Genomic DNA, 19,218 nt, shown 5'->3' with positions numbered 1-19,218 from the left:
ATATCGTGGATCAGGCAGTCGTCCCGCCGGAAAAAAAACAGTACCAGGAGATTGGCGAGGATTTGCGCGCGCAAATTATCCAGGGGCATTATCCCGTTGGCTCGCGCCTGCCGCCGGAGCGGAACATTGCCGAGACCTACGGCGTAAGCCGCACAATCGTGCGAGAGGCATTACTGATGCTGGAATTGCAGGGCACCGTGGATATTCGCCAGGGGTCGGGCGTCTATGTGATGCGCATTCCTGAAGAACATGAAAGTGAAGAAGAGCGTTTCCTGAATAGCGATGTTGGCCCGTTTGAGATTTTACAGGCGCGCCAGCTGCTTGAAAGTAACATCGCCGCGTTTGCCGCAAAAATGGCCACCCGCGCGGACATCGATAACCTGCGTCGCATTATCGAGCAAGAGCAGCGGGCCATTGCCGCCGACGATAAAAGCCAGGATAACAACAAGATGTTTCACCTGGTGCTGGCGGGGGCAACGCAAAATCAGATGCTGCTGGCAACGGTTGAAAGCATCTGGCATCACATGGACAGCAGCCCGCTGTGGCAGCAGTTCAACGTGCATATCGGCAGCCGTGCCTGGCGTCTGAAGTGGCTTGGCGATCGTCAGACTATCCTCGCGGCACTGCGTCGGCGCGATGTGATGGGCGCATGGCAGGCCATGTTCCAGCATCTCGAAAATGTGAAAAAGAGCCTTCTCGAGCTGTCTGATGAAGATGCGCCAGATTTTGACGGTTATCTTTTTGAATCCGTACCTGTTTTTCAGGGGAAGCTGGTGTGAAAATTCTGCCGCTTTATGCCGCCCCGCAGTTTGCAGAAAAGGTTATCGACTGGATCTGGCAAGCTTTTGGCGACGGGCTGCCGCGTGAGTTTTTCCAGAGCGTGGTTGATCATAGCCAGGCTCCGGGCGCATTGCCGCTGACGTTTATCGCCGTAGAGGGCGAGCAGCTTCTGGGGACGGTGGGATTATGGCGCTGTGATTTGATTAGCCGTCAGGATCTTTATCCCTGGCTTGCCGCGTTGTACGTTGATGAGGCGGCTCGCGGCAAGGGGCTGGCGGGGCTGTTGCAGGAACATGTCATCGCCTTTGCCGCACAGGCCGGGTATTCCGAATTACACCTCTGGTCTGCCTGCCGCGACTTTTACGAACGTTACGGCTGGCGCTATATCGGTGATGGTCTGGAATACCCGAACAAAACGGTCCATCTGTATCGTTATTCGCTTTGTCCTTCAGCGGGTGGCACCACGGAGTGACGGCGCACCAGCGTTGGGCTGAACAGATGCGTAATTTCCGGCGGCTGGCGTTTATCTGCCAGCGCTAATGCCAGCTCTGCCGCCTGCGTTGCCATCGTCACGATAGGATAACGCACGGTGGTCAGACGTGGACGCACATAGCGAGACACCAGTACATCATCAAAGCCAATCAGTGAAATTTCTGCCGGCACGTCAATTCCGTTGTCATTTAACACCCCCATCGCACCTGCGGCCATGGAGTCGTTATAGCTGGCAACGGCGGTGAAATTCCGCCCGCGGCCTAACAGCTCCGTCATGGCCTGCTCGCCACCGCTTTCGTCAGGCTCACCGTAGGCAACCAGACGGTCGTTACACGGCAGACCGTTTTCGCGCAGTGCGTCGTAGTAGCCTTGCAGGCGGTCATCTGCATCCGAAATGGGGTGGTTAGAACAGAGATAGCCGATGCGGGTATGACCCTGCTGGATCAGATGGCGGGTCGCCAGCCAGGCACCGTAACGGTCATCGAGCGCAACGCAGCGTTTTTCATATCCGGCGATGATGCGGTTGATTAACACCATGCCGGGAATTTGTTTCATCAGGCTGATGAGTTCTGCATCGGGCAACATTTTGGCATGGACGACCAGCGCGGCACAGCGGTGGCGGATCAGCTGTTCGATGGCCTGACGTTCTTTTTGTTCACTATGGTAGCCGTTGCCAATCAGCAGGAAATTCCCCGTCTGATAAGACACCTGTTCGACGGCTTTAACCATGGCGCCGAAAAAGGGATCTGACACATCACCCACGACCAGACCAATGGTTTCTGTCGACTGCTGCGCCAGGGCGCGGGCGTTAGCGTTGGGGTGGTAATTCAGCGATTCCATGGCGCTTTGTACTGCCTGGCGCGATGCGTCACTGGCTTTCGGTGAGTTGTTAATCACGCGCGAGACGGTCGCGACGGAAACACCTGCCAGACGGGCCACATCCTTAATTGTCGCCATTTAATACCTTCTTAGTGGGGGTAAGCGTTTACACACGAACTAGTGTTGCGGAAAAGTAGCGCGCATACAAGGGGCGGGGGTTTTCGCAATCGACAAACGTGACGCAGAACATACCCTGACGGTGTAATCGTTACACAGCAAGACATGTCAAAATAATGTCAATCTGAACCTTTAGTTACACTTTGCCTTAGGCTGTTGCGATTGTCTGATAGTCGGGACTGTTGGCGGATTGATAGAGTCGAGATCCCAGAGGTATTGATAGGTGAAATCAACTCCGGTTGATTAACACGATTTACACCAACCTGCGTTTCTACGCAGGTTTTTTTTTTGCCTCACAGTTCAACCTGTAACAGCAACAGAGAATATTCACAACTGGTTGCACTTCGGCTCATTCCCTTGCGTTTTCCCGCTGGCGAAGCACATGTCGAACATCCACAATCAAGATCCCAGAGGTATTGATTGGTGAGAATTCTTAGTACGCATCTCGTACTCATCACTTGCACCAACCTGCGCGGATGCGCAGGTTTTTTTTTGCCCGGTTTTAGCTATCGCTCCTGCTGCACTTCTCGTGTAATCTGCCACCATTTAAAGAACATCCCACTCTGGCTGGCAAAGGGAGTTGAAATGCTTTTTGGGTTCTTCCGTACACTCTTTCGTATCCTTTTTCGCATTCGCGTCACCGGTGATACCCAGGCGCTAAAAGGCGAGCGCGTTCTTATCACCCCAAACCACGTTTCCTTTATTGATGGCATTTTACTGGCACTGTTTTTGCCCGTACGTCCGGTTTTTGCCGTTTATACCTCTATCAGCCAGCAGTGGTTTATGCGCTGGCTGGCGCCGCTGATTGATTTCGTTCCACTTGACCCGACAAAACCGATGATGATTAAACATCTGGTGCGTCTGGTTGAGCAGGGTCGCCCGGTAGTGATTTTCCCGGAAGGGCGTATCTCGGTGACCGGGTCGCTGATGAAAATCTACGATGGCGCAGGTTTTGTGGCCGCGAAATCGAAAGCAACCGTTGTACCGCTGCGTATTGAAGGGGCTGAGCTGAGCCATTTCAGCCGCCTGAAAGGGCTGGTGAAGCAGCGTTTGTTCCCGAAGATTACCCTGCATATTCTGCCGCCGACCACGCTGCCGATGCCTGATGCGCCACGTGCGCGCGACCGCCGTAAAATTGCGGGTGAAATGCTGCACCAGATAATGATGGAAGCGCGCATGGCGATCCGCCCACGCGAAACGCTCTACGAATCATTGTTGTCGGCGCAACATCGTTATGGCGCGAAGAAAAACTGCATTGAAGACATCAACTTTACGCCAGATACCTACCGCAAGCTGCTGACCAAAACGCTGTTTGTTGGCCGTATTCTTGAAAAATACAGCCAGAAAGGCGAAAAGATTGGTCTGATGCTGCCTAACGCCGGTATCAGTGCGGCGGTGATTTTTGGCGCTGTCTCCCGCGGTCGCATTCCGGCAATGATGAACTACACGGCGGGTGTTAAAGGGCTGACCAGCGCTATCACGGCGGCGCAACTTAAAACCGTCTTTACCTCGCGTCAGTTCCTCGATAAAGGCAAGTTGTGGCATCTGCCGGAACAGCTGACTCAGGTTCGCTGGGTATTCCTGGAGGATCTCAAAGCGGACGTGACAACGGGCGACAAGCTGTGGATCTTTGCCCACCTGCTGATGCCGCGCCTGGCGCAGGTAAAACAGCAGCCGGAAGACGCGGCGATTATCCTCTTTACCTCTGGCTCGGAAGGGAACCCGAAAGGGGTCGTTCACAGCCACAAGAGCATTCTGGCCAACGTCGAGCAGATCAAAACCATTGCTGACTTTACGGCCAATGACCGCTTTATGTCGGCGCTGCCGCTGTTCCACTCGTTTGGCCTGACGGTCGGGTTGTTTACACCGCTTTTGACCGGTGCCGAGGTTTTCCTCTATCCAAGCCCGTTGCACTATCGCATTGTGCCGGAACTGGTGTATGACCGTAACTGCACCGTGATTTTCGGGACCTCCACTTTCCTCGGAAACTACGCCCGTTTTGCTAATCCTTATGACTTCTATCGTGTGCGATATGTGGTTGCCGGGGCGGAAAAACTTCAGGACAGCACCCGTCAGATTTGGCAGGACAAATTTGGTCTGCGCATCCTGGAAGGCTACGGGGTGACGGAGTGTGCGCCGGTGGTGTCTATTAACGTGCCAATGGCCTCAAAACCCGCTACCGTTGGGCGAATTCTGCCAGCCATGGACGCACGTTTGCTGGCTGTACCGGGGATTGAAGACGGTGGCCGCTTGCAGCTGAAGGGGCCAAACGTGATGAACGGGTATCTGCGAGTCGAAAACCCGGGCGTGCTGGAAGTGCCAACGGCGGAAAACATAGACGGTGTTGTTGAAACAGGCTGGTACGACACGGGTGATATCGTTCGCTTCGATGAACAGGGCTTTGTGCAAATCCAGGGGCGGGCAAAACGCTTTGCCAAGATAGCAGGCGAGATGATTTCGCTGGAGATGGTCGAACAGCTGGCGACGGCGGTTTCTGCCGACAAACTTCACGCGACGGTCGTGAAAAGCGATGCCAGTAAAGGTGAAGCGCTGGTGCTGTTCACGACCGACAGTGAACTTAAACGCGAACAGCTGCTGCGCCATGCCCGTGAACACGGCATTCCTGAACTGGCCGTGCCACGCGATATCCGTTATCTGAAACAATTGCCGGTACTGGGCAGCGGTAAGCCCGATTTTGTCACCCTGAAAGGGATGCTTGAAGAGGCGGAACAGCAGAATGCGTGAGTCAGTGCACACTAACACCTCAATCTGGTCAAAAGGCATGATGGCAGTGATTGCTGCCCAGTTCCTGTCAGCCTTTGGTGATAACGCCTTGCTGTTTGCCACCCTGGCACTGCTGAAAGCGGAGTTCTACCCTGACTGGAGCCAGCCGATCCTCCAGATGGTGTTTGTGGGTGCTTACATTGTTTTTGCCCCTTTTGTGGGGCAAGTGGCGGACAGCTTCCCGAAAGGCCGGGTCATGATGTTTGCCAACAGCCTAAAGCTACTGGGCGCAGCCAGTATCTGTTTTGGTTTCAACCCGTTTATCGGCTATACGCTGGTGGGCATTGGCGCGGCGGCCTATTCTCCGGCCAAATATGGCATTCTCGGTGAACTGACCACCGGCGACAAGCTGGTGAAAGCCAACGGCCTGATGGAGTCCTCAACGATAGCCGCCATTCTGCTCGGCTCTGTAGCTGGCGGTGTGCTGGCCGACTGGCATGTGCTGGCAGCGCTAGGCATTTGCGCCGTGGTGTATGGCGGCGCGGTAGTGGCAAACCTGTTTATCCCGAAACTGGCCGTGGCAAGACCAGGGCAATCCTGGCGCTTTACGCCAATGACTGCCAGCTTCTTTAATGCCTGCCGCGTGCTGTGGCGTAATGGCGAAACGCGTTTTTCGTTAACCGGAACCAGCATGTTCTGGGGCGCGGGCGTGACGTTGCGCTTCCTGCTGGTTCTGTGGGTTCCGGTGGCGTTGGGGATCACTGATAATGCTACACCAACCTATCTTAACGCGATGGTGGCGATCGGGATTGTGGTTGGTGCAGGCGCTGCGGCGAAACTGGTTACGCTTGATACCGTTGCGCGCTGTATGCCGGCGGGGATACTGATAGGCGTTGTTGTGCTGATTTTCTCTCTGCAACACGCATTACTTCCGGCGTATGTCTTGCTCGTTCTGATTGGTATTCTCGGCGGTTTCTTTGTTGTGCCGCTCAATGCGCTGCTTCAGGATCGCGGTAAGCAGACCGTTGGCTCGGGAAATGCTATTGCGGTGCAAAACCTGGGTGAGAACGCAGCGATGCTGCTGATGCTTGGGCTTTACTCGCTGGCGGTGAAAGTGGGTACACCGGCCGTGGCGATTGGGGTTGGGTTCGGTGCTATCTTTGCGCTGGCGATTGCCGGACTGTGGGTCTGGCAGCGTCGGCGTTGAGTGTTATAGGCCCGGTAAGCGTAGCGCCACCGGGCAATGGCAGGCACTGACACCGATGAAAAGCCGGGTGGCGGCTTCGCCTTACCCGGCCTACGGTATTCTGCGGTGCAAAAAAACGGCAACATGAGTTGCCGTTTTGCGCTTATTACGGTGCCGGGTAGGTATAAACCTGATGCACCGCTTCAATTTCCGCTAACACCTCTTCGCTGAGGTTAAGATGGAAACTCTCAATATTGGTCTTCAGCTGTTCCATAGTGGTCGCGCCCAGCAGGGTGCTGGCAACAAACGGCTGACGACGCACGAAGGCCAGTGCCATCTGCGCCGGATCCAGTCCGTGTCGTTTAGCGATATCAACATATGCCGCGACGGCTTTTTGCGTTTGCTCACCACTGTAACGGGTAAAGCGGCTAAACAGGGTGTTACGTGCACCGGCAGGCTTCGCACCGTTCAGGTATTTACCGGTGAGCGTGCCAAAGCCCAGGCATGAGTAGGCGAGCAGCTCGACCTCTTCATACTGTGTCACTTCGGCCAGACCGACTTCATAGCTGCGGTTCAGCAGGCTGTACGGGTTCTGGATAGTGACGATACGCGGCAGATCGTGTTTATCCGCCAGATGCAGGTAGCGCATCACGCCAAATGCCGTTTCGTTAGAGACGCCAATGTAGCGGATTTTGCCTGCGCGCTGGCATTCTGCCAGGGCTTCCAGCGTTTCGAGCAGGGTGACGACCGGCGCGCTTTCGTTCCAGCTATAGCCAAGCTTTCCGAAACAGTTTGTCGGGCGCTGTGGCCAGTGCACCTGGTAAAGATCGAGATAGTCGGTTTGCAGGCGCTGAAGGCTGGCATCCAGCGCAGTACGGATGTTTTTGCGATCGAGGATCTGGTTTGGACGGATCCCGGCATCATTGTTACGCGACGGGCCGCTGACTTTAGAGGCGACAATCAGCTTTTCACGATTACCGCGTTTTGCCAGCCAGTTCCCGACATACGTTTCGGTTAAGCCCTGTGTTTCCGGGCGCGGAGGAACAGGGTACATCTCTGCAACGTCAATCAGGTTAATCCCCTGACTCACGGCATAATCGAGTTGCGCATGGGCATCGGCTTCGCTGTTTTGTTCACCAAATGTCATCGTGCCCAACCCCAGTTGGCTTATCTCCAGAGAGCTGTGGGGGATACGGTGATAATGCATAGCCGGCTTCCTTTACAATGGGCGTCAGGAACTCCCCGACGAAGGAATATAAACATGGCAGAGGGGAGACAAAAGGGGAAGAGAAAAATCAAAAAGGCCAGCAAGCTACTGACCTTTATCTGTTTACCGCTCGATGATTTGCGAAACTTCGTCGCGATTGATTTGCATTTTGTTGCCTTCCTGATCGCGATAGCTGACCAGCCCGGTATCGTCATCAACTTCAGGTTTGCCGTCTGTCAGGATCATCCGGCCATCTTTGGTCGCCATAACGTAATCACTGCTACAGCCCGATACTGCAAACGCTAAACCGACTGCTGAAATTAACACTGCCCATTTTTTCATCGTTATCGTCCTCACCTGGCTCGTATCAAATCATAGTGTAGTAATAACCCGATAATCCGACAGGAGAAAGCGGTAAAATCTTAAAAACCAGGTGATTGTGTTTGATACATCGCAAATTTCGTGAAAAATCTATGTTTTTAGTAAGAAATGGCGAGCAAGCAGAGCGCCGGTGAAATTCTTTTTGAGATAAAAGCCGCGGGGCAGCGTCAGGATCGGCTCGCCATGAGCGCCGATAGCTTCTGTGAGCGCTTTACTGTTGGCAGCTTTTGGGCGTAGCTGTAGAACTTCGCCATGCCGGGCGGTAATGCGCTCAACGTGCCCGAGCACGATCATATCCATCAACTCTTCCCAGTCCAGACACAACTGTCTCTCTTCATCTTCATCGGGGCTCCACAGCAATGGCGCACCGACGCGACGATCAGCGAGCGGAATTTGCCTGTCGCCTTCCACAGGAACCCACAACACGCGTTTCAGTTTATGGCGTACATGGCTGGTTTCCCACGTTACGCCTGTATTGCCGGTTAACGGCGCTACACAGACAAAGGTGGTTTCCAGCGGCTTTCCCTGGCTATCCACCGGGATCGTTTTCAGTTCAACGCCAAGTGCCGCGAAATCCTGTTCGGGTTTACTGCCGGCACTTGCCCCAAGCCACAGCTCGAGCAACATGCCAATCCAGCCTTTGTCACGTTTGAGATCGTTGGGAATGGGTAAGCCTGCCATCGCGGCCAGCTCGCCAAGCGAAAAACCCGCCAGGCGCTGTGCCTGATGCAGCAATTGGTCTTCGCTGGTGGGAGGAGAGAGCAGCGGCGTAAGCGAATACATGAAGATAACCTTTTGATTAAAAAATGAACTAAGTTTTTGTGCCCTGTGGATAGAGTTTAACTTTTTCTGTACGAATATGCCATGTATATGATTTGTATGTGATTTTATCTTTTATTTAGAAATCAGATGGGTGCGAAAAACAGGTTGTTCAAATCTGGTCACTGACAATAAACAGGATCTTACACCATGTTATCCACAGAAAAGTGGGATAACTGGGAATAACCCCTACTACTGTTTCAATTTACAGCCTTGACGTGCGACGAAAATCGAATTTTCACACAAATTGTGTCTAACTTATTGGCACAATCTGTGGATAAAACCGACTCTGTTCGATCTTTCATCAGTACGACGATCTCTCGTGTGATGATCATCACGTTATTGATGTATTCTTGCAAGAAATAAGCATTAATCATATGAAAAACAAAGAGTATATTTATTTCGCTTTGCAGGTGATTTCAACGTCCGTTCAGGTTGTTCATCGGTAATTCCGTACTTCTTCACAACTATATCCACAGAAAAGGTGAATAAAATTGGCCTTATGGCACCTCATCTGTTTATAACTCCACTCATAGTTGTGGGTTATTCAAATGTTATTAGGTTGCAGGCCTGTAAGAGAGTGGTTTACCGCCTCCCTGGAGTGTGAAACAATCATTCATATATAAGGTTTAGTTTGGGGTAGTCCGGTGATAGATGACGATGGCTACCGCCCAAACGTAGGAATTGTAATTTGTAATCGTCAGGGCCAGGTGATGTGGGCCCGGCGATATGGTCAGCACTCCTGGCAGTTCCCGCAAGGCGGGATCAATCCGGGAGAGTCCCCAGAACAAGCGATGTACCGGGAGCTGTTTGAAGAGGTCGGTTTAAGCCGGAAAGATGTTCGCATCCTGGCTTCAACCCGCAACTGGTTGCGTTACAAGTTACCGAAACGTTTGGTGCGATGGGACACAAAGCCGGTTTGTATCGGCCAGAAACAGAAGTGGTTTCTATTGCAGTTGGTGGGCAACGATTCAGATATCAATATGCAAACCAGCAGCACGCCGGAATTTGATGGCTGGCGCTGGGTGAGTTACTGGTATCCGGTTCGTCAGGTCGTGTCCTTTAAGCGCGATGTTTACCGTAGGGTGATGAAAGAGTTCGCAAGTGTGGTGATGTCGCTTCAGGAGACACCTCCTAAGCCGCAAAGCGCACCTGCCTGGCGACGTAAAAGAGGTTAAGCTACGCAAATCATGCTCACCCGCTTGCGAGAAATAGTCGAAAAGGTGGCCAGTGCGCCTCGTCTTAACGAGGCGCTCAACATTCTGGTCACTGACATCTGTCTTGCGATGGAGACCGAGGTTTGTTCGGTGTATCTGGCCGACCATGACCGGCGTTGCTATTACCTGATGGCGACCCGTGGTTTGAAAAAACCACGCGGACGCACCGTTACGCTCGCATTTGATGAAGGTATTGTCGGCCTGGTCGGTCGGCTTGCTGAACCCATCAACCTTGCCGATGCGCAAAAACACCCTAGCTTCAAATACATTCCTTCCGTGAAAGAAGAGCGCTTCCGTGCGTTTCTGGGTGTGCCTATCATTCAGCGCCGTCAGCTTCTCGGCGTGCTGGTTGTTCAGCAGCGCGAATTGCGTCAGTACGATGAAAGCGAAGAGTCATTCCTTGTGACGCTTGCCACGCAGATGGCGGCCATTCTTTCGCAGTCTCAGCTCACCGCACTGTTCGGGCAGTATCGTCACACCCGTATTCGTGCGCTCCCTGCTTCACCGGGCGTTGCCATCGCAGAAGGCTGGATGGACGCCACGCTGCCGCTGATGGAGCAGGTGTACGAAGCCTCGACGCTGGATGAAGCCCTTGAACGTGAGCGCCTCACCGCGGCACTGGAAGAGGCGGCAAACGAGTTTCGTCGTTACAGCAAGCGCTTTGCTGCGGGGGCGCAAAAAGAGACGGCTGCAATTTTTGACCTTTATTCACACCTGCTTTCCGATGCGCGTTTGCGCCGGGAGCTGTTTGCCGAGGTGGATAAAGGCTTTGTTGCTGAGTGGGCTGTTAAAAAGGTTATCGAGAAATTTGCCGAACAGTTTGCTGCGCTGACTGACGGTTATCTGAAAGAGCGCGCAGGGGATTTACGCTCCCTGGGCCAGCGCCTGCTGTTCCATCTCGACGACACTATTCAGGGGGCCAATGCCTGGCCAAAACGCTTTGTACTGGTTGCCGATGAACTCTCGGCCACGACACTCGCAGAGCTGCCGCAAGACCGGCTGGCCGGTGTAGTGGTGCGCGATGGTGCTGCCAACTCTCATGCCGCCATCATGGTGCGTGCACTTGGCATCCCGACGGTTATGGGGGCTGATATCCAGCCATCGGTGCTGCACCGACGTACGCTGGTGGTGGATGGTTATCGTGGTGAACTGTTGGTTGATCCTGAACCCGTTCTGCTTCAGGAATACCAGCGTCTTATCAGCGAAGAGAATGAATTAAGCAAGCTGGCAGAAGATGACGTTAATTTGCCTGCGCAGCTGAAAAGCGGCGAACGGGTCAAAGTGATGCTCAATGCTGGCTTAAGCCCCGAGCATGAAGAAAAGCTCGGCAGCCGGATAGACGGTATTGGCTTATATCGCACTGAAATCCCGTTCATGCTGCAAAGCGGCTTCCCGTCAGAAGAAGAGCAAGTCGCGCAGTATCAGGGTATGTTGCAGATGTTTAACGATAAACCGGTTACGCTGCGCACCCTGGATGTCGGGGCAGATAAACAACTGCCCTACATGCCAATCAGTGAAGAAAACCCGTGCCTCGGCTGGCGTGGGATACGCATTACGCTCGATCAGCCAGAGATCTTCCTGATCCAGGTGCGCGCCATGCTGCGTGCAAACGCTGCGACCGGTAATCTCAGTATCCTGCTGCCTATGGTCACCAGCATTGATGAGATCGACGAAGCACGGCGGTTGATCGAACGTGCCGGGCGTGAAGTCGAAGAGATGATCGGTTACGCGATCCCCAAACCGCGTATCGGCGTGATGCTTGAAGTCCCGTCAATGGTCTTTATGCTGCCGCAACTGGCTAATCGCGTTGATTTTATCTCTGTCGGCACCAACGATCTGACCCAGTATATTCTGGCCGTCGATCGTAACAACACCCGCGTCGCCAGCATCTATGACAGCCTGCATCCCGCCATGCTGAGGGCATTGTCCATGATTGCCCGCGAAGCTGACCAGTACGGGATCGACCTGCGTTTGTGTGGTGAAATGGCCGGTGATTCCATGTGTGTGGCAATCCTTATCGGACTGGGATTCCGCCATTTGTCGATGAACGGACGCTCCGTGGCGCGCGTGAAATACCTGCTACGTCATATCGAATTTGACGATGCCCGTGAACTTGCCGCACGAAGCCTCGAAGCGCAACTGGCAACCGAGGTGCGTCATCAGGTTGCTGCCTTTATGGAGCGCCGTGGTATGGGCGGGCTGATCCGCGGCGGTCGCTAAGCCATTTTTCGCCCTCTCCCGCGGGAAGAGGGCATTAGTCGGCACAAAACTCTATACACATCTTTTACATCTCAGGCGCATCCTCAGCTTCAGGCTTATGCTATGATTCGCAACCTTGGAGCACCTGCCAACGGCGGGGACGCATTTTTACCGCTGTCCACTTTCAGCGGAATAACAACATCTTGTGGTGACAGATGAACAGTGGTTATCTGCATTTTCCGGAATTTGATCCGGTCATTTTCTCAGTAGGACCTGTAGCGCTTCACTGGTACGGACTGATGTACCTGGTGGGCTTTGTTTTCGCTATGTGGCTTGCGGGCCGTCGCGCCGGCCGTCCAGGCAGTGGCTGGACGAAGAACGAAGTGGAAAACTTGCTGTACGCAGGCTTCCTCGGCGTATTCCTCGGGGGCCGTATCGGCTATGTCCTGTTCTATAACTTCCCGGTATTCCTGAGCGATCCGCTCTATCTGTTCCGCGTCTGGGACGGTGGCATGTCGTTCCACGGCGGCCTGATTGGTGTGATCCTGGTGATGGTGATCTTCGCCAAACGCACCAAACGTAACTTCTTCCAGGTCGCTGATTTTATTGCACCTCTGATCCCGTTTGGTCTGGGTGCCGGGCGTCTTGGTAACTTCATCAACGGTGAGCTGTGGGGCCGTGTCGACCCGAGTGTCTCCTGGACCATGCTGTTCCCGGGCTCTCGTGCAGAAGATGTGGCGCTGCTGCCATCTCACCCTGAGTGGCAATCTGTTTTCGATACCTACGGCGTTCTGCCGCGCCATATGTCCCAGCTTTATGAGCTGGCGCTGGAAGGCGTGGTGCTGTTTATCATCCTGAATCTGTTTATCCGCAAACCGCGCCCGATGGGGGCTGTTTCTGGCCTGTTCCTGATTGGCTACGGCGCGTTCCGTATCATCGTCGAGTTCTTCCGCCAGCCGGATGCGCAGTTTACCGGCGAGTGGGTACAGTACATCAGTATGGGGCAGATCCTCTCCATTCCGATGATTGTCGCGGGTGCCATTATGATGATTTGGGCGTATCGTCGTCGTCCACAGCAACAATTTTCCTGAGGAACCATGAAACAGTATCTTGAATTGATGAAAAAAGTGCTCGATGAGGGCACGCCGAAAAATGACCGTACCGGTACCGGCACGCTCTCCATTTTTGGCCACCAGATGCGCTTCAATCTGCAAGAAGGCTTCCCACTGGTGACGACGAAGCGCTGCCACCTGCGCTCGATCATTCATGAACTGCTCTGGTTCCTGCAAGGCGATACCAACGTTGCCTATCTGCACGAAAACAACGTCTCTATCTGGGACGAATGGGCAGATGAGAACGGTAACCTCGGCCCGGTTTACGGTAAGCAATGGCGTGCATGGCCAACGCCTGATGGCCGCCATATCGACCAGATCACCACCGTGATGAACCAGCTGAAAAACGACCCGGATTCGCGTCGTATTATCGTTTCGGCGTGGAACGTTGGCGAACTGGACAAAATGGCACTGGCACCTTGCCATGCGTTCTTCCAGTTCTATGTCGCAGACGGAAAACTGTCTTGTCAGCTCTATCAGCGTTCCTGCGATGTGTTCCTCGGCCTGCCGTTTAACATTGCAAGCTATGCGCTGCTGGTGCACATGATGGCGCAACAGTGCGATCTGGAAGTGGGTGATTTTGTCTGGACAGGTGGTGATACCCATCTGTACAGCAACCATATGGAACAGACGCATCTTCAGCTCACCCGTGAGCCGCGCGCACTGCCGAAACTGGTTATCAAACGTAAACCAGAATCAATCTTCGACTATCGCTTTGACGATTTCGAAATTGAGGGATATGACCCGCATCCAGGCATCAAAGCCCCTGTCGCTATCTGATAGCGCAAATCCTGACACAACCGGTGCTTATTCGCGCCGGTTTTTTTTCGCCTCCGTTTAGTTTTTCGAGCCGGTTTCCAGCGATTTTGCAACGCCCTGCAACAAGGTGAATTCACTGGAAAGCGCCTCGTAATGTCCTGATTTCTGACTCGTCAGCCTCGCTGAGCTGAACCACACTACTGCCATGAAAAAACAGACGGGCTTTACGCTAATCGAAACCCTGGTCGCTATTTTACTGGTTGCCATTCTTAGCGCCACCGGGCTTTACAGCTGGAACAGCTGGCAACAGCAGCAGCGTTTATGGCAAACCGCCAGCCAGGTGCGCGACTACCTTGTGTTCCTGCGCAACGATGCCAACAGACATAACCGTGAACATAAAATTGCCCTTCAGGAGAACGGGGAGAGCGGGTGCCTTTTCAGCTCCGTTGTCCCGGCCTGTGAAGCGGGTGGTGTCTTTGTCCTCAAGCCACTCTGGCCGGAGGTCACAATCCGTGAGTTGACTCCCGCGCTCGGGTTCTATGGGCTACGAGATACGGCATGGGCCGGGCACGTTCGGGTGGGCAGTGTTGCGGGTGAATGGCTGGTGATTGTCTCTAACACAGGTCGAATCAGGATGTGTAATACCGGCGGAGGGAGTGTATGTCGTTAAAGCAACGCGGCTTCTCGCTGACAGAAGTGCTGATTGCCATGCTGATTGGCAGCATTCTGCTGTTGAGCACCGCCCGGTTTTTACCCGGGATGCAGCGGGCTGTTCTGCTGCAATCAGGTCGACAGGAGCTTGAAGAGGAGGTCTGGCAACGGCTTTTTTCAATAGGTAAGCATCTTCAGCGAGCGGGTTACTGCGCGGGAAATTGCCCGGGAGAAGGGCTGGTCATTGGCAGGCAAGGGCGTTGCGTAATAGTGCAATGGGATGCGAACAGCAATGGTACCTGGGATGTGTCGGCATCGGAAAACGACAGCACGGGGTTTCGCCTGGAGTCCGGTTCACTGGAAACCCTGCGCGGTGCGACATCCTGCGAAAGTAAAGGCTGGGAAAAACTGACCGACCCGGACAGGCTCCTTATCCAGTCATTCGTGGTAAGCAAGCATGAGCGTTCAGGTTCCGCTACGGAGCTGAATATTGAGCTGACCGCCAGCCGGAAAAGTGGGCAGGGCGACGCTTATCTGGCGCGCTATGGCGTGACGGGGTTTAATCTGTGAACCGGCAATCCGGGGTATCGTCACTGGCTATGGTTCTGCTTTTGCTGGTGCTCGGCAGTTTGATCCTGACGGGTCTAAACCAACAGCTTGAAACTTTTAGCAAACTGGTCAGCGGCGAGAGCAACGCCATCCGCCATCAGGCGGGTGTACAGTCGGCGCTGGAATGGGGAAAGGTCCAGCAATGGGCGCTACAGCCTGATGTCCAGTGCAGGCAACCCGCGCAACAGTCACGAGTCTGTGTGCGGCTGCTGAATGACAAGCAGGTGTTACTGATCGCAGGAAACTATGACCTGCTGTTGTGGCGGCTGGGGGACATAACCGAAGGGCACATACACTTTTCACCCCATGGCTGGAGTGATTTTTGCCCACTGAAGGAGGATGCACTATGTCAGTTGCCCTGAACAGACAGCAGGGTTTTAGTCTGGTTGAAGTCTTGCTGGCAATGGTACTTCTGGTGATGACCGTCACTGCATTGTCTGGTTATTACCGGGCTCTGGCGTCCCGGTTCGTGACGCTAAACCAGTATCGTCAGCTCTGGCATAACGCCTGGAATCAGTCTCAGGTCGACGTCAACGCGTTACCCGCGGGCTGGCAGGTGAGTCGGGTGCAGACATTGCAGTCCGGATGTGTCAGCATCACAGCTATTATTATTTCTCCTCTGGGGCAGCGCGGTGAGATGACACGCCTGCACTGCCCGGTTAGCCAGTAGTCGGGAGCGTCTATGTTAAGGGTCTATCACTCAAATCGTCTGGATGTGCTGGAAGCGCTGATGGAATTTATCGTTGAGCGAGAGCGCCTTGACGATCCCTTTGAGCCTGAAATGGTGCTGGTGCAAAGCACCGGTATGGCACAGTGGCTGCAAATGTCCTTGTCACAAAAGTTTGGTATCGCGGCCAACATTGAGTTCCCTCTGCCTGCGAGCTTTATCTGGGACATGTTTGTTCGCGTGCTGCCTGATATTCCAAAGCAGAGCGCCTTTAACAAGCAAAGCATGAGCTGGAAGCTGATGTCGTTGCTGCCTGGAATGCTGCCGCGCGATGAGTTTGCTATGCTGCGCCACTACCTCACTGATGACACCGACAAGCGCAAGTTATTCCAGCTGGCGTCGCGTACCGCCGATCTCTATGACCAGTACCTGGTTTACCGTTCCGACTGGTTAATTCGCTGGGAAGCCGGGGAACTTGTAGAGGGTTTGCCCGAAGCGCAAATCTGGCAGGCACCGCTGTGGAAAGCGCTGGTAGAGCATACTGAGGCGCTGGGTCAGCCGAAATGGCACCGTGCTAACTTATATGACAAGTTTATATCCATACTGGAAACGGCTTCTGAAACCCCGCCAGGCCTGCCATCGCGGGTGTTTATCTGCGGCATATCGGCCTTACCTCCGGTTTACCTGGACGCCCTGAAAGCGTTAGGTAAGCATGTTGATATCCATATTCTCTTTACCAACCCGTGCCGCCATTACTGGGGTGACATCCAGGATTCGCGGTGGCTCTCACGGCTCGTTACCCGCCAAAGACGACGCATCTTTGAGGAGCGTACCGTTCCGTTGTTTAAAGACAGTGCAACCGCCTCGCAGCTTTTCGATGAAGAGGGGATTCAAAACCTGCCTAATCCTCTGCTGGCATCCTGGGGGAAACTGGGGCGCGACTATATCCACATGCTTTCTGATATCACCTCGTCGGGTGAAGGCGACGTGGATGCATTTGCTGAAATAACGCCGGATAGCCTGCTGCACAACATTCAGTTAGATATTCTCGATTTGGAAAATCGCGCGGTCATGGGCATCACCGCGGAAGAATTTGCGCGCAGCGACAATAAAAGACGGCTGGATCCTGACGATCGCAGTATCACCGTCCACGTTTGCCATAGCCCGCAGCGTGAGGTCGAGATCCTGCACGACCGGTTACTGGCGATGTTGCAGGACGATCCAACCCTTACGCCGCGCGATATTGTGGTGATGGTGGCGGATATCGACAGCTACAGCCCATTCATTCAGGCGGTATTTGGCAGTGCAACGGGAGAACGCTATCTGCCGTACGCGATTTCCGACCGCCGTGCGCGCCAGTCTCATCCCGCATTACAGGCCTTTGTGAGCCTGCTGTCGCTGCCGGATAGCCGATTCATATCTGAAGATGTGCTGGCTCTGCTGGATGTCCCCGTACTGGCCGCACGCTTTGACATTGACGAAGAGGGGCTGCGCTATCTTCGCCAGTGGGTTAATGAATCCGGCGTGCGCTGGGGAATCGACGACTATAACGTTCAGGAATTCGAACTCCCGCCGACAGGTCAACATACCTGGCAGTTTGGGCTGACGCGAATGCTGCTTGGCTATGCCATGGAAAGCAGCCAGGGCGAGTGGAATGAGGTGCTTCCTTATGACGAATCCAGCGGGTTAATTGCCGGGCTGGTGGGACATCTTGCTTCACTCCTGATGCAGCTCAACCGCTGGCGCCATGAGCTGATGCAGCCTCGTCCGCTGGAAGAGTGGCTGCCGGTATGCCGAGAGATGCTCAGTGATTTCTTCCTGCCTGACAGTGAAACCGAAGCGGCGATGGCACTAATTGAAAAGCAGTGGCAGGCCATCGTGGATGAGGGAGTCGGCTCGCACTACACGGAAGCAGTTCCGTTATCGCTGCTACGTGACGAACTGACACAACGTCTTGACCAGGAACGTATCAGCCAGCGTTTCCTCGCAGGGCCGGTCAATATTTGTACCTTAATGCCTATGCGTTCTATCCCCTTCAAAGTGGTTTGCCTGCTGGGTATGAACGACGGCATCTATCCGCGGGCATTAGCGCCGCTCGGCTTTGATCTGATGAGCCCGCAGCCCAAACGTGGTGACCGTAGCCGCCGTGACGATGACCGTTACCTGTTCCTCGAAGCACTGATTTCCGCCCAGAGTAAGCTGTACATCAGCTACATCGGGCGTTCCATTCAGGACAACAGCGAGCGCTTCCCGTCCGTACTGGTGCAGGAGCTGGTGGACTACATCGGGCAGAGCCACTATCTGCCCGGTGATGAAAAGCGCAATTGTGATGAAAGCGAGCAGCGGGTTAAGGCACATATTACCTGTAGCCATACCCGAATGCCGTTTGACCCGGTGAACTACGGGGCAAACGAGTACAGAAGCTATGCTCGTGAGTGGCTGCCTGCGGCGAAGAAAGAGGGCGACGCGCACACTGATTTTATTCAGGAACTTGAACCTCGTCCTTTTGACACCCTGACCTTTGAGCAGCTCCAGCGATTCTGGGCCCATCCGGTGCGGGCATTCTTCCAGCAACGATTGCAGGTCAACTTCCGTTCTGAAGAGAACGATATTCCGGACTCTGAACCCTTTACGCTGGACGGGCTTGAGCGCTATCAGCTCAACCTTCAGCTTTTGAATGCGCTGGTTGAGCAGGAAGATGCGCACAAACTTTTCCGCCGCTATCGCGCAGCAGGGCAACTGCCTTATGGTGCGTTTGGCGAAATCGCCTGGGATGCGCAGTGTCAGGAGATGCAGGCCCTTGCTGAGCGCGTCATTGAATGCCGCCAGCCCGGTAAAAGTATTGAGATCGATCTCAACTGTAACGGTGTCCAGCTTACGGGTTGGCTGCCCCAGGTTCAGCAAGATGGGCTGTTACGCTGGCGACCTTCGATGCTCAGTGTTTCACAAGGATTGCAACTCTGGCTCGAACACCTTGTCTACAGTGCGGGTGGCAACGAAGGTGAAAGCCGGTTATTTGTGCGTAAAGAAGGGGAATGGCGCTTCCCGCCAATGGCTGCCGGGCAGGCCAGGGAGTATCTCTCGATATTCATCGAAGGGTATCGACAGGGGATGACCAAACCTCTGCTGCTGCTGCCAGAAAGTGGTGGTGCGTGGATAAAAGCCTGTTATGACGCGCAGAATGATGCCATGTTAACGGATGACATTTCGCTGCAAAAAGCCCGGAGTAAATTTATTCAGGCGTACGAAGGAAACATGATCGTGCGCGGCGAAGGGGAAGATGTCTGGTATCAACGTTTATGGCGAACGCTTGCGCCAGAATACTTCGACGCTATCACGGAAGAGGCGCAGCGCTACCTGTTACCTTTGTTCAAATTTAATCAGTCCTGATGGCCGTATAAAAATTGCGCATATTTGAC

Annotated in this window: 17 protein-coding genes and 1 pseudogene; 13 read left to right on the top strand and 5 right to left on the bottom strand. The window is 54.0% G+C overall.

Annotated elements, in window-relative coordinates:
- Window positions 1–5 precede the first annotated feature (5 nt).
- On the top strand, window positions 6–779 hold the full coding sequence (locus tag N1249_RS17760) for an FCD domain-containing protein (RefSeq protein ID WP_259831764.1): 774 nt from the start codon (window positions 6–8) through the stop codon (window positions 777–779).
- Entirely contained in the window at window positions 776–1,252 is a 477-nt protein-coding gene (locus N1249_RS17755; protein ID WP_259831762.1) for a GNAT family N-acetyltransferase, read from the top strand. Before N1249_RS17760 ends, N1249_RS17755 begins: the two co-directional genes overlap by 4 nt.
- On the opposite strand, the gene galR is transcribed toward N1249_RS17755, so the two are convergent.
- Entirely contained in the window at window positions 1,213–2,229 is a 1,017-nt protein-coding gene (galR, locus tag N1249_RS17750; protein ID WP_259831760.1) for an HTH-type transcriptional regulator GalR, read from the bottom strand. The genes N1249_RS17755 and galR overlap by 40 nt on opposite strands.
- A 624-nt stretch (window positions 2,230–2,853) precedes the next feature.
- Between galR and aas the strand changes: the two genes are divergently transcribed.
- Window positions 2,854–5,013, top strand: coding sequence for a bifunctional acyl-ACP--phospholipid O-acyltransferase/long-chain-fatty-acid--ACP ligase (gene aas / locus N1249_RS17745; RefSeq protein WP_259831752.1), 2,160 nt, complete (start codon window positions 2,854–2,856; stop codon window positions 5,011–5,013).
- A complete protein-coding gene (lplT, locus tag N1249_RS17740) occupies window positions 5,006–6,199 on the top strand; it encodes a lysophospholipid transporter LplT (protein ID WP_014071604.1) in 1,194 nt (397 codons plus the stop codon). Before aas ends, lplT begins: the two co-directional genes overlap by 8 nt.
- 145 nt (window positions 6,200–6,344) lie before the next feature.
- Here the strand turns inward: lplT and N1249_RS17735 are convergent, their stop codons facing one another.
- The 4 genes and pseudogenes from N1249_RS17735 to N1249_RS17720 all read right to left on the bottom strand — a co-directional run.
- A complete protein-coding gene (locus N1249_RS17735) occupies window positions 6,345–7,385 on the bottom strand; it encodes an NADP(H)-dependent aldo-keto reductase (RefSeq protein WP_259831749.1) in 1,041 nt (346 codons plus the stop codon).
- A 123-nt stretch (window positions 7,386–7,508) separates the two neighbouring features.
- Complete coding sequence (locus N1249_RS17730) at window positions 7,509–7,727, bottom strand: YgdI/YgdR family lipoprotein (protein ID WP_114978579.1); 219 nt, start codon at window positions 7,725–7,727, stop codon at window positions 7,509–7,511.
- Window positions 7,728–7,856: 129 nt separating this feature from the next.
- On the bottom strand, window positions 7,857–8,549 hold the full coding sequence (gene mutH, locus N1249_RS17725) for a DNA mismatch repair endonuclease MutH (RefSeq protein ID WP_259831746.1): 693 nt from the start codon (window positions 8,547–8,549) through the stop codon (window positions 7,857–7,859).
- 154 nt (window positions 8,550–8,703) lie between these two features.
- A pseudogene (locus N1249_RS17720) lies at window positions 8,704–8,790 on the bottom strand (hypothetical protein); the annotation flags it as partial.
- Window positions 8,791–9,232: 442 nt separating this feature from the next.
- On the opposite strand from N1249_RS17720, the gene rppH reads away from it, so the two are divergent.
- From rppH to recC, 9 genes are all read left to right on the top strand, one after another.
- Complete coding sequence (rppH, locus tag N1249_RS17715) at window positions 9,233–9,763, top strand: RNA pyrophosphohydrolase (RefSeq protein ID WP_014071600.1); 531 nt, start codon at window positions 9,233–9,235, stop codon at window positions 9,761–9,763.
- Window positions 9,764–9,775: 12 nt separating this feature from the next.
- A complete protein-coding gene (gene ptsP / locus N1249_RS17710) occupies window positions 9,776–12,022 on the top strand; it encodes a phosphoenolpyruvate--protein phosphotransferase (RefSeq protein WP_166717577.1) in 2,247 nt (748 codons plus the stop codon).
- A gap of 194 nt (window positions 12,023–12,216) precedes the next feature.
- Complete coding sequence (lgt, locus tag N1249_RS17705) at window positions 12,217–13,092, top strand: prolipoprotein diacylglyceryl transferase (protein ID WP_259831743.1); 876 nt, start codon at window positions 12,217–12,219, stop codon at window positions 13,090–13,092.
- 6 nt (window positions 13,093–13,098) lie between these two features.
- The gene (thyA, locus tag N1249_RS17700) at window positions 13,099–13,893 is read left to right on the top strand and encodes a thymidylate synthase (protein ID WP_061097204.1); all 795 of its coding nucleotides are present in this window, start codon (window positions 13,099–13,101) and stop codon (window positions 13,891–13,893) included.
- A gap of 184 nt (window positions 13,894–14,077) precedes the next feature.
- A complete protein-coding gene (locus N1249_RS17695) occupies window positions 14,078–14,542 on the top strand; it encodes a prepilin peptidase-dependent protein (protein ID WP_259831739.1) in 465 nt (154 codons plus the stop codon).
- Window positions 14,533–15,093: a prepilin peptidase-dependent protein gene (locus N1249_RS17690; protein ID WP_259831737.1), complete on the top strand. Its 561-nt coding sequence runs from the start codon at window positions 14,533–14,535 to the stop codon at window positions 15,091–15,093. Before N1249_RS17695 ends, N1249_RS17690 begins: the two co-directional genes overlap by 10 nt.
- Window positions 15,090–15,494 carry a DUF2509 family protein gene (locus N1249_RS17685; protein WP_259831735.1) on the top strand — a complete coding sequence of 135 codons (405 nt, stop codon included), beginning with the start codon at window positions 15,090–15,092 and terminating at the stop codon, window positions 15,492–15,494. The genes N1249_RS17690 and N1249_RS17685 overlap by 4 nt, the downstream gene beginning before the upstream one ends.
- The gene (locus N1249_RS17680; RefSeq protein ID WP_182062286.1) at window positions 15,479–15,802 is read left to right on the top strand and encodes a prepilin-type N-terminal cleavage/methylation domain-containing protein; all 324 of its coding nucleotides are present in this window, start codon (window positions 15,479–15,481) and stop codon (window positions 15,800–15,802) included. The genes N1249_RS17685 and N1249_RS17680 overlap by 16 nt, the downstream gene beginning before the upstream one ends.
- Before the next feature lie 12 nt (window positions 15,803–15,814).
- Window positions 15,815–19,189: an exodeoxyribonuclease V subunit gamma gene (gene recC, locus N1249_RS17675; protein WP_259831731.1), complete on the top strand. Its 3,375-nt coding sequence runs from the start codon at window positions 15,815–15,817 to the stop codon at window positions 19,187–19,189.
- The last annotated feature ends 29 nt before the right edge of the window (window positions 19,190–19,218 follow it).

This window comes from Enterobacter sp. CP102 (assembly GCF_025152625.1).
Lineage (GTDB): Bacteria > Pseudomonadota > Gammaproteobacteria > Enterobacterales > Enterobacteriaceae > Enterobacter > Enterobacter soli.
The sequence above is the reverse complement of the archived record's forward strand: the minus strand, read 5'-3'. Positions and strand labels throughout refer to the sequence as shown.

What these genes read in the sequence shown, in the direction of transcription:
- aas (WP_259831752.1), top strand. Translation starts at nt 2,854, where the DNA reads ATGCTTTTTGGGTTCTTCCGTACACTCTTTCGTATCCTTTTTCGCATT.
- N1249_RS17680 (WP_182062286.1), top strand. Translation starts at nt 15,479, where the DNA reads ATGTCAGTTGCCCTGAACAGACAGCAGGGTTTTAGTCTGGTTGAAGTC.
- mutH (WP_259831746.1), bottom strand. Translation starts at nt 8,549, where the DNA reads ATGTATTCGCTTACGCCGCTGCTCTCTCCTCCCACCAGCGAAGACCAA.
- recC (WP_259831731.1), top strand. Translation starts at nt 15,815, where the DNA reads ATGTTAAGGGTCTATCACTCAAATCGTCTGGATGTGCTGGAAGCGCTG.
- galR (WP_259831760.1), bottom strand. Translation starts at nt 2,229, where the DNA reads ATGGCGACAATTAAGGATGTGGCCCGTCTGGCAGGTGTTTCCGTCGCG.
- N1249_RS17730 (WP_114978579.1), bottom strand. Translation starts at nt 7,727, where the DNA reads ATGAAAAAATGGGCAGTGTTAATTTCAGCAGTCGGTTTAGCGTTTGCA.
- lgt (WP_259831743.1), top strand. Translation starts at nt 12,217, where the DNA reads ATGAACAGTGGTTATCTGCATTTTCCGGAATTTGATCCGGTCATTTTC.
- N1249_RS17735 (WP_259831749.1), bottom strand. Translation starts at nt 7,385, where the DNA reads ATGCATTATCACCGTATCCCCCACAGCTCTCTGGAGATAAGCCAACTG.
- thyA (WP_061097204.1), top strand. Translation starts at nt 13,099, where the DNA reads ATGAAACAGTATCTTGAATTGATGAAAAAAGTGCTCGATGAGGGCACG.
- lplT (WP_014071604.1), top strand. Translation starts at nt 5,006, where the DNA reads ATGCGTGAGTCAGTGCACACTAACACCTCAATCTGGTCAAAAGGCATG.
- N1249_RS17695 (WP_259831739.1), top strand. Translation starts at nt 14,078, where the DNA reads ATGAAAAAACAGACGGGCTTTACGCTAATCGAAACCCTGGTCGCTATT.
- ptsP (WP_166717577.1), top strand. Translation starts at nt 9,776, where the DNA reads ATGCTCACCCGCTTGCGAGAAATAGTCGAAAAGGTGGCCAGTGCGCCT.
- N1249_RS17690 (WP_259831737.1), top strand. Translation starts at nt 14,533, where the DNA reads ATGTCGTTAAAGCAACGCGGCTTCTCGCTGACAGAAGTGCTGATTGCC.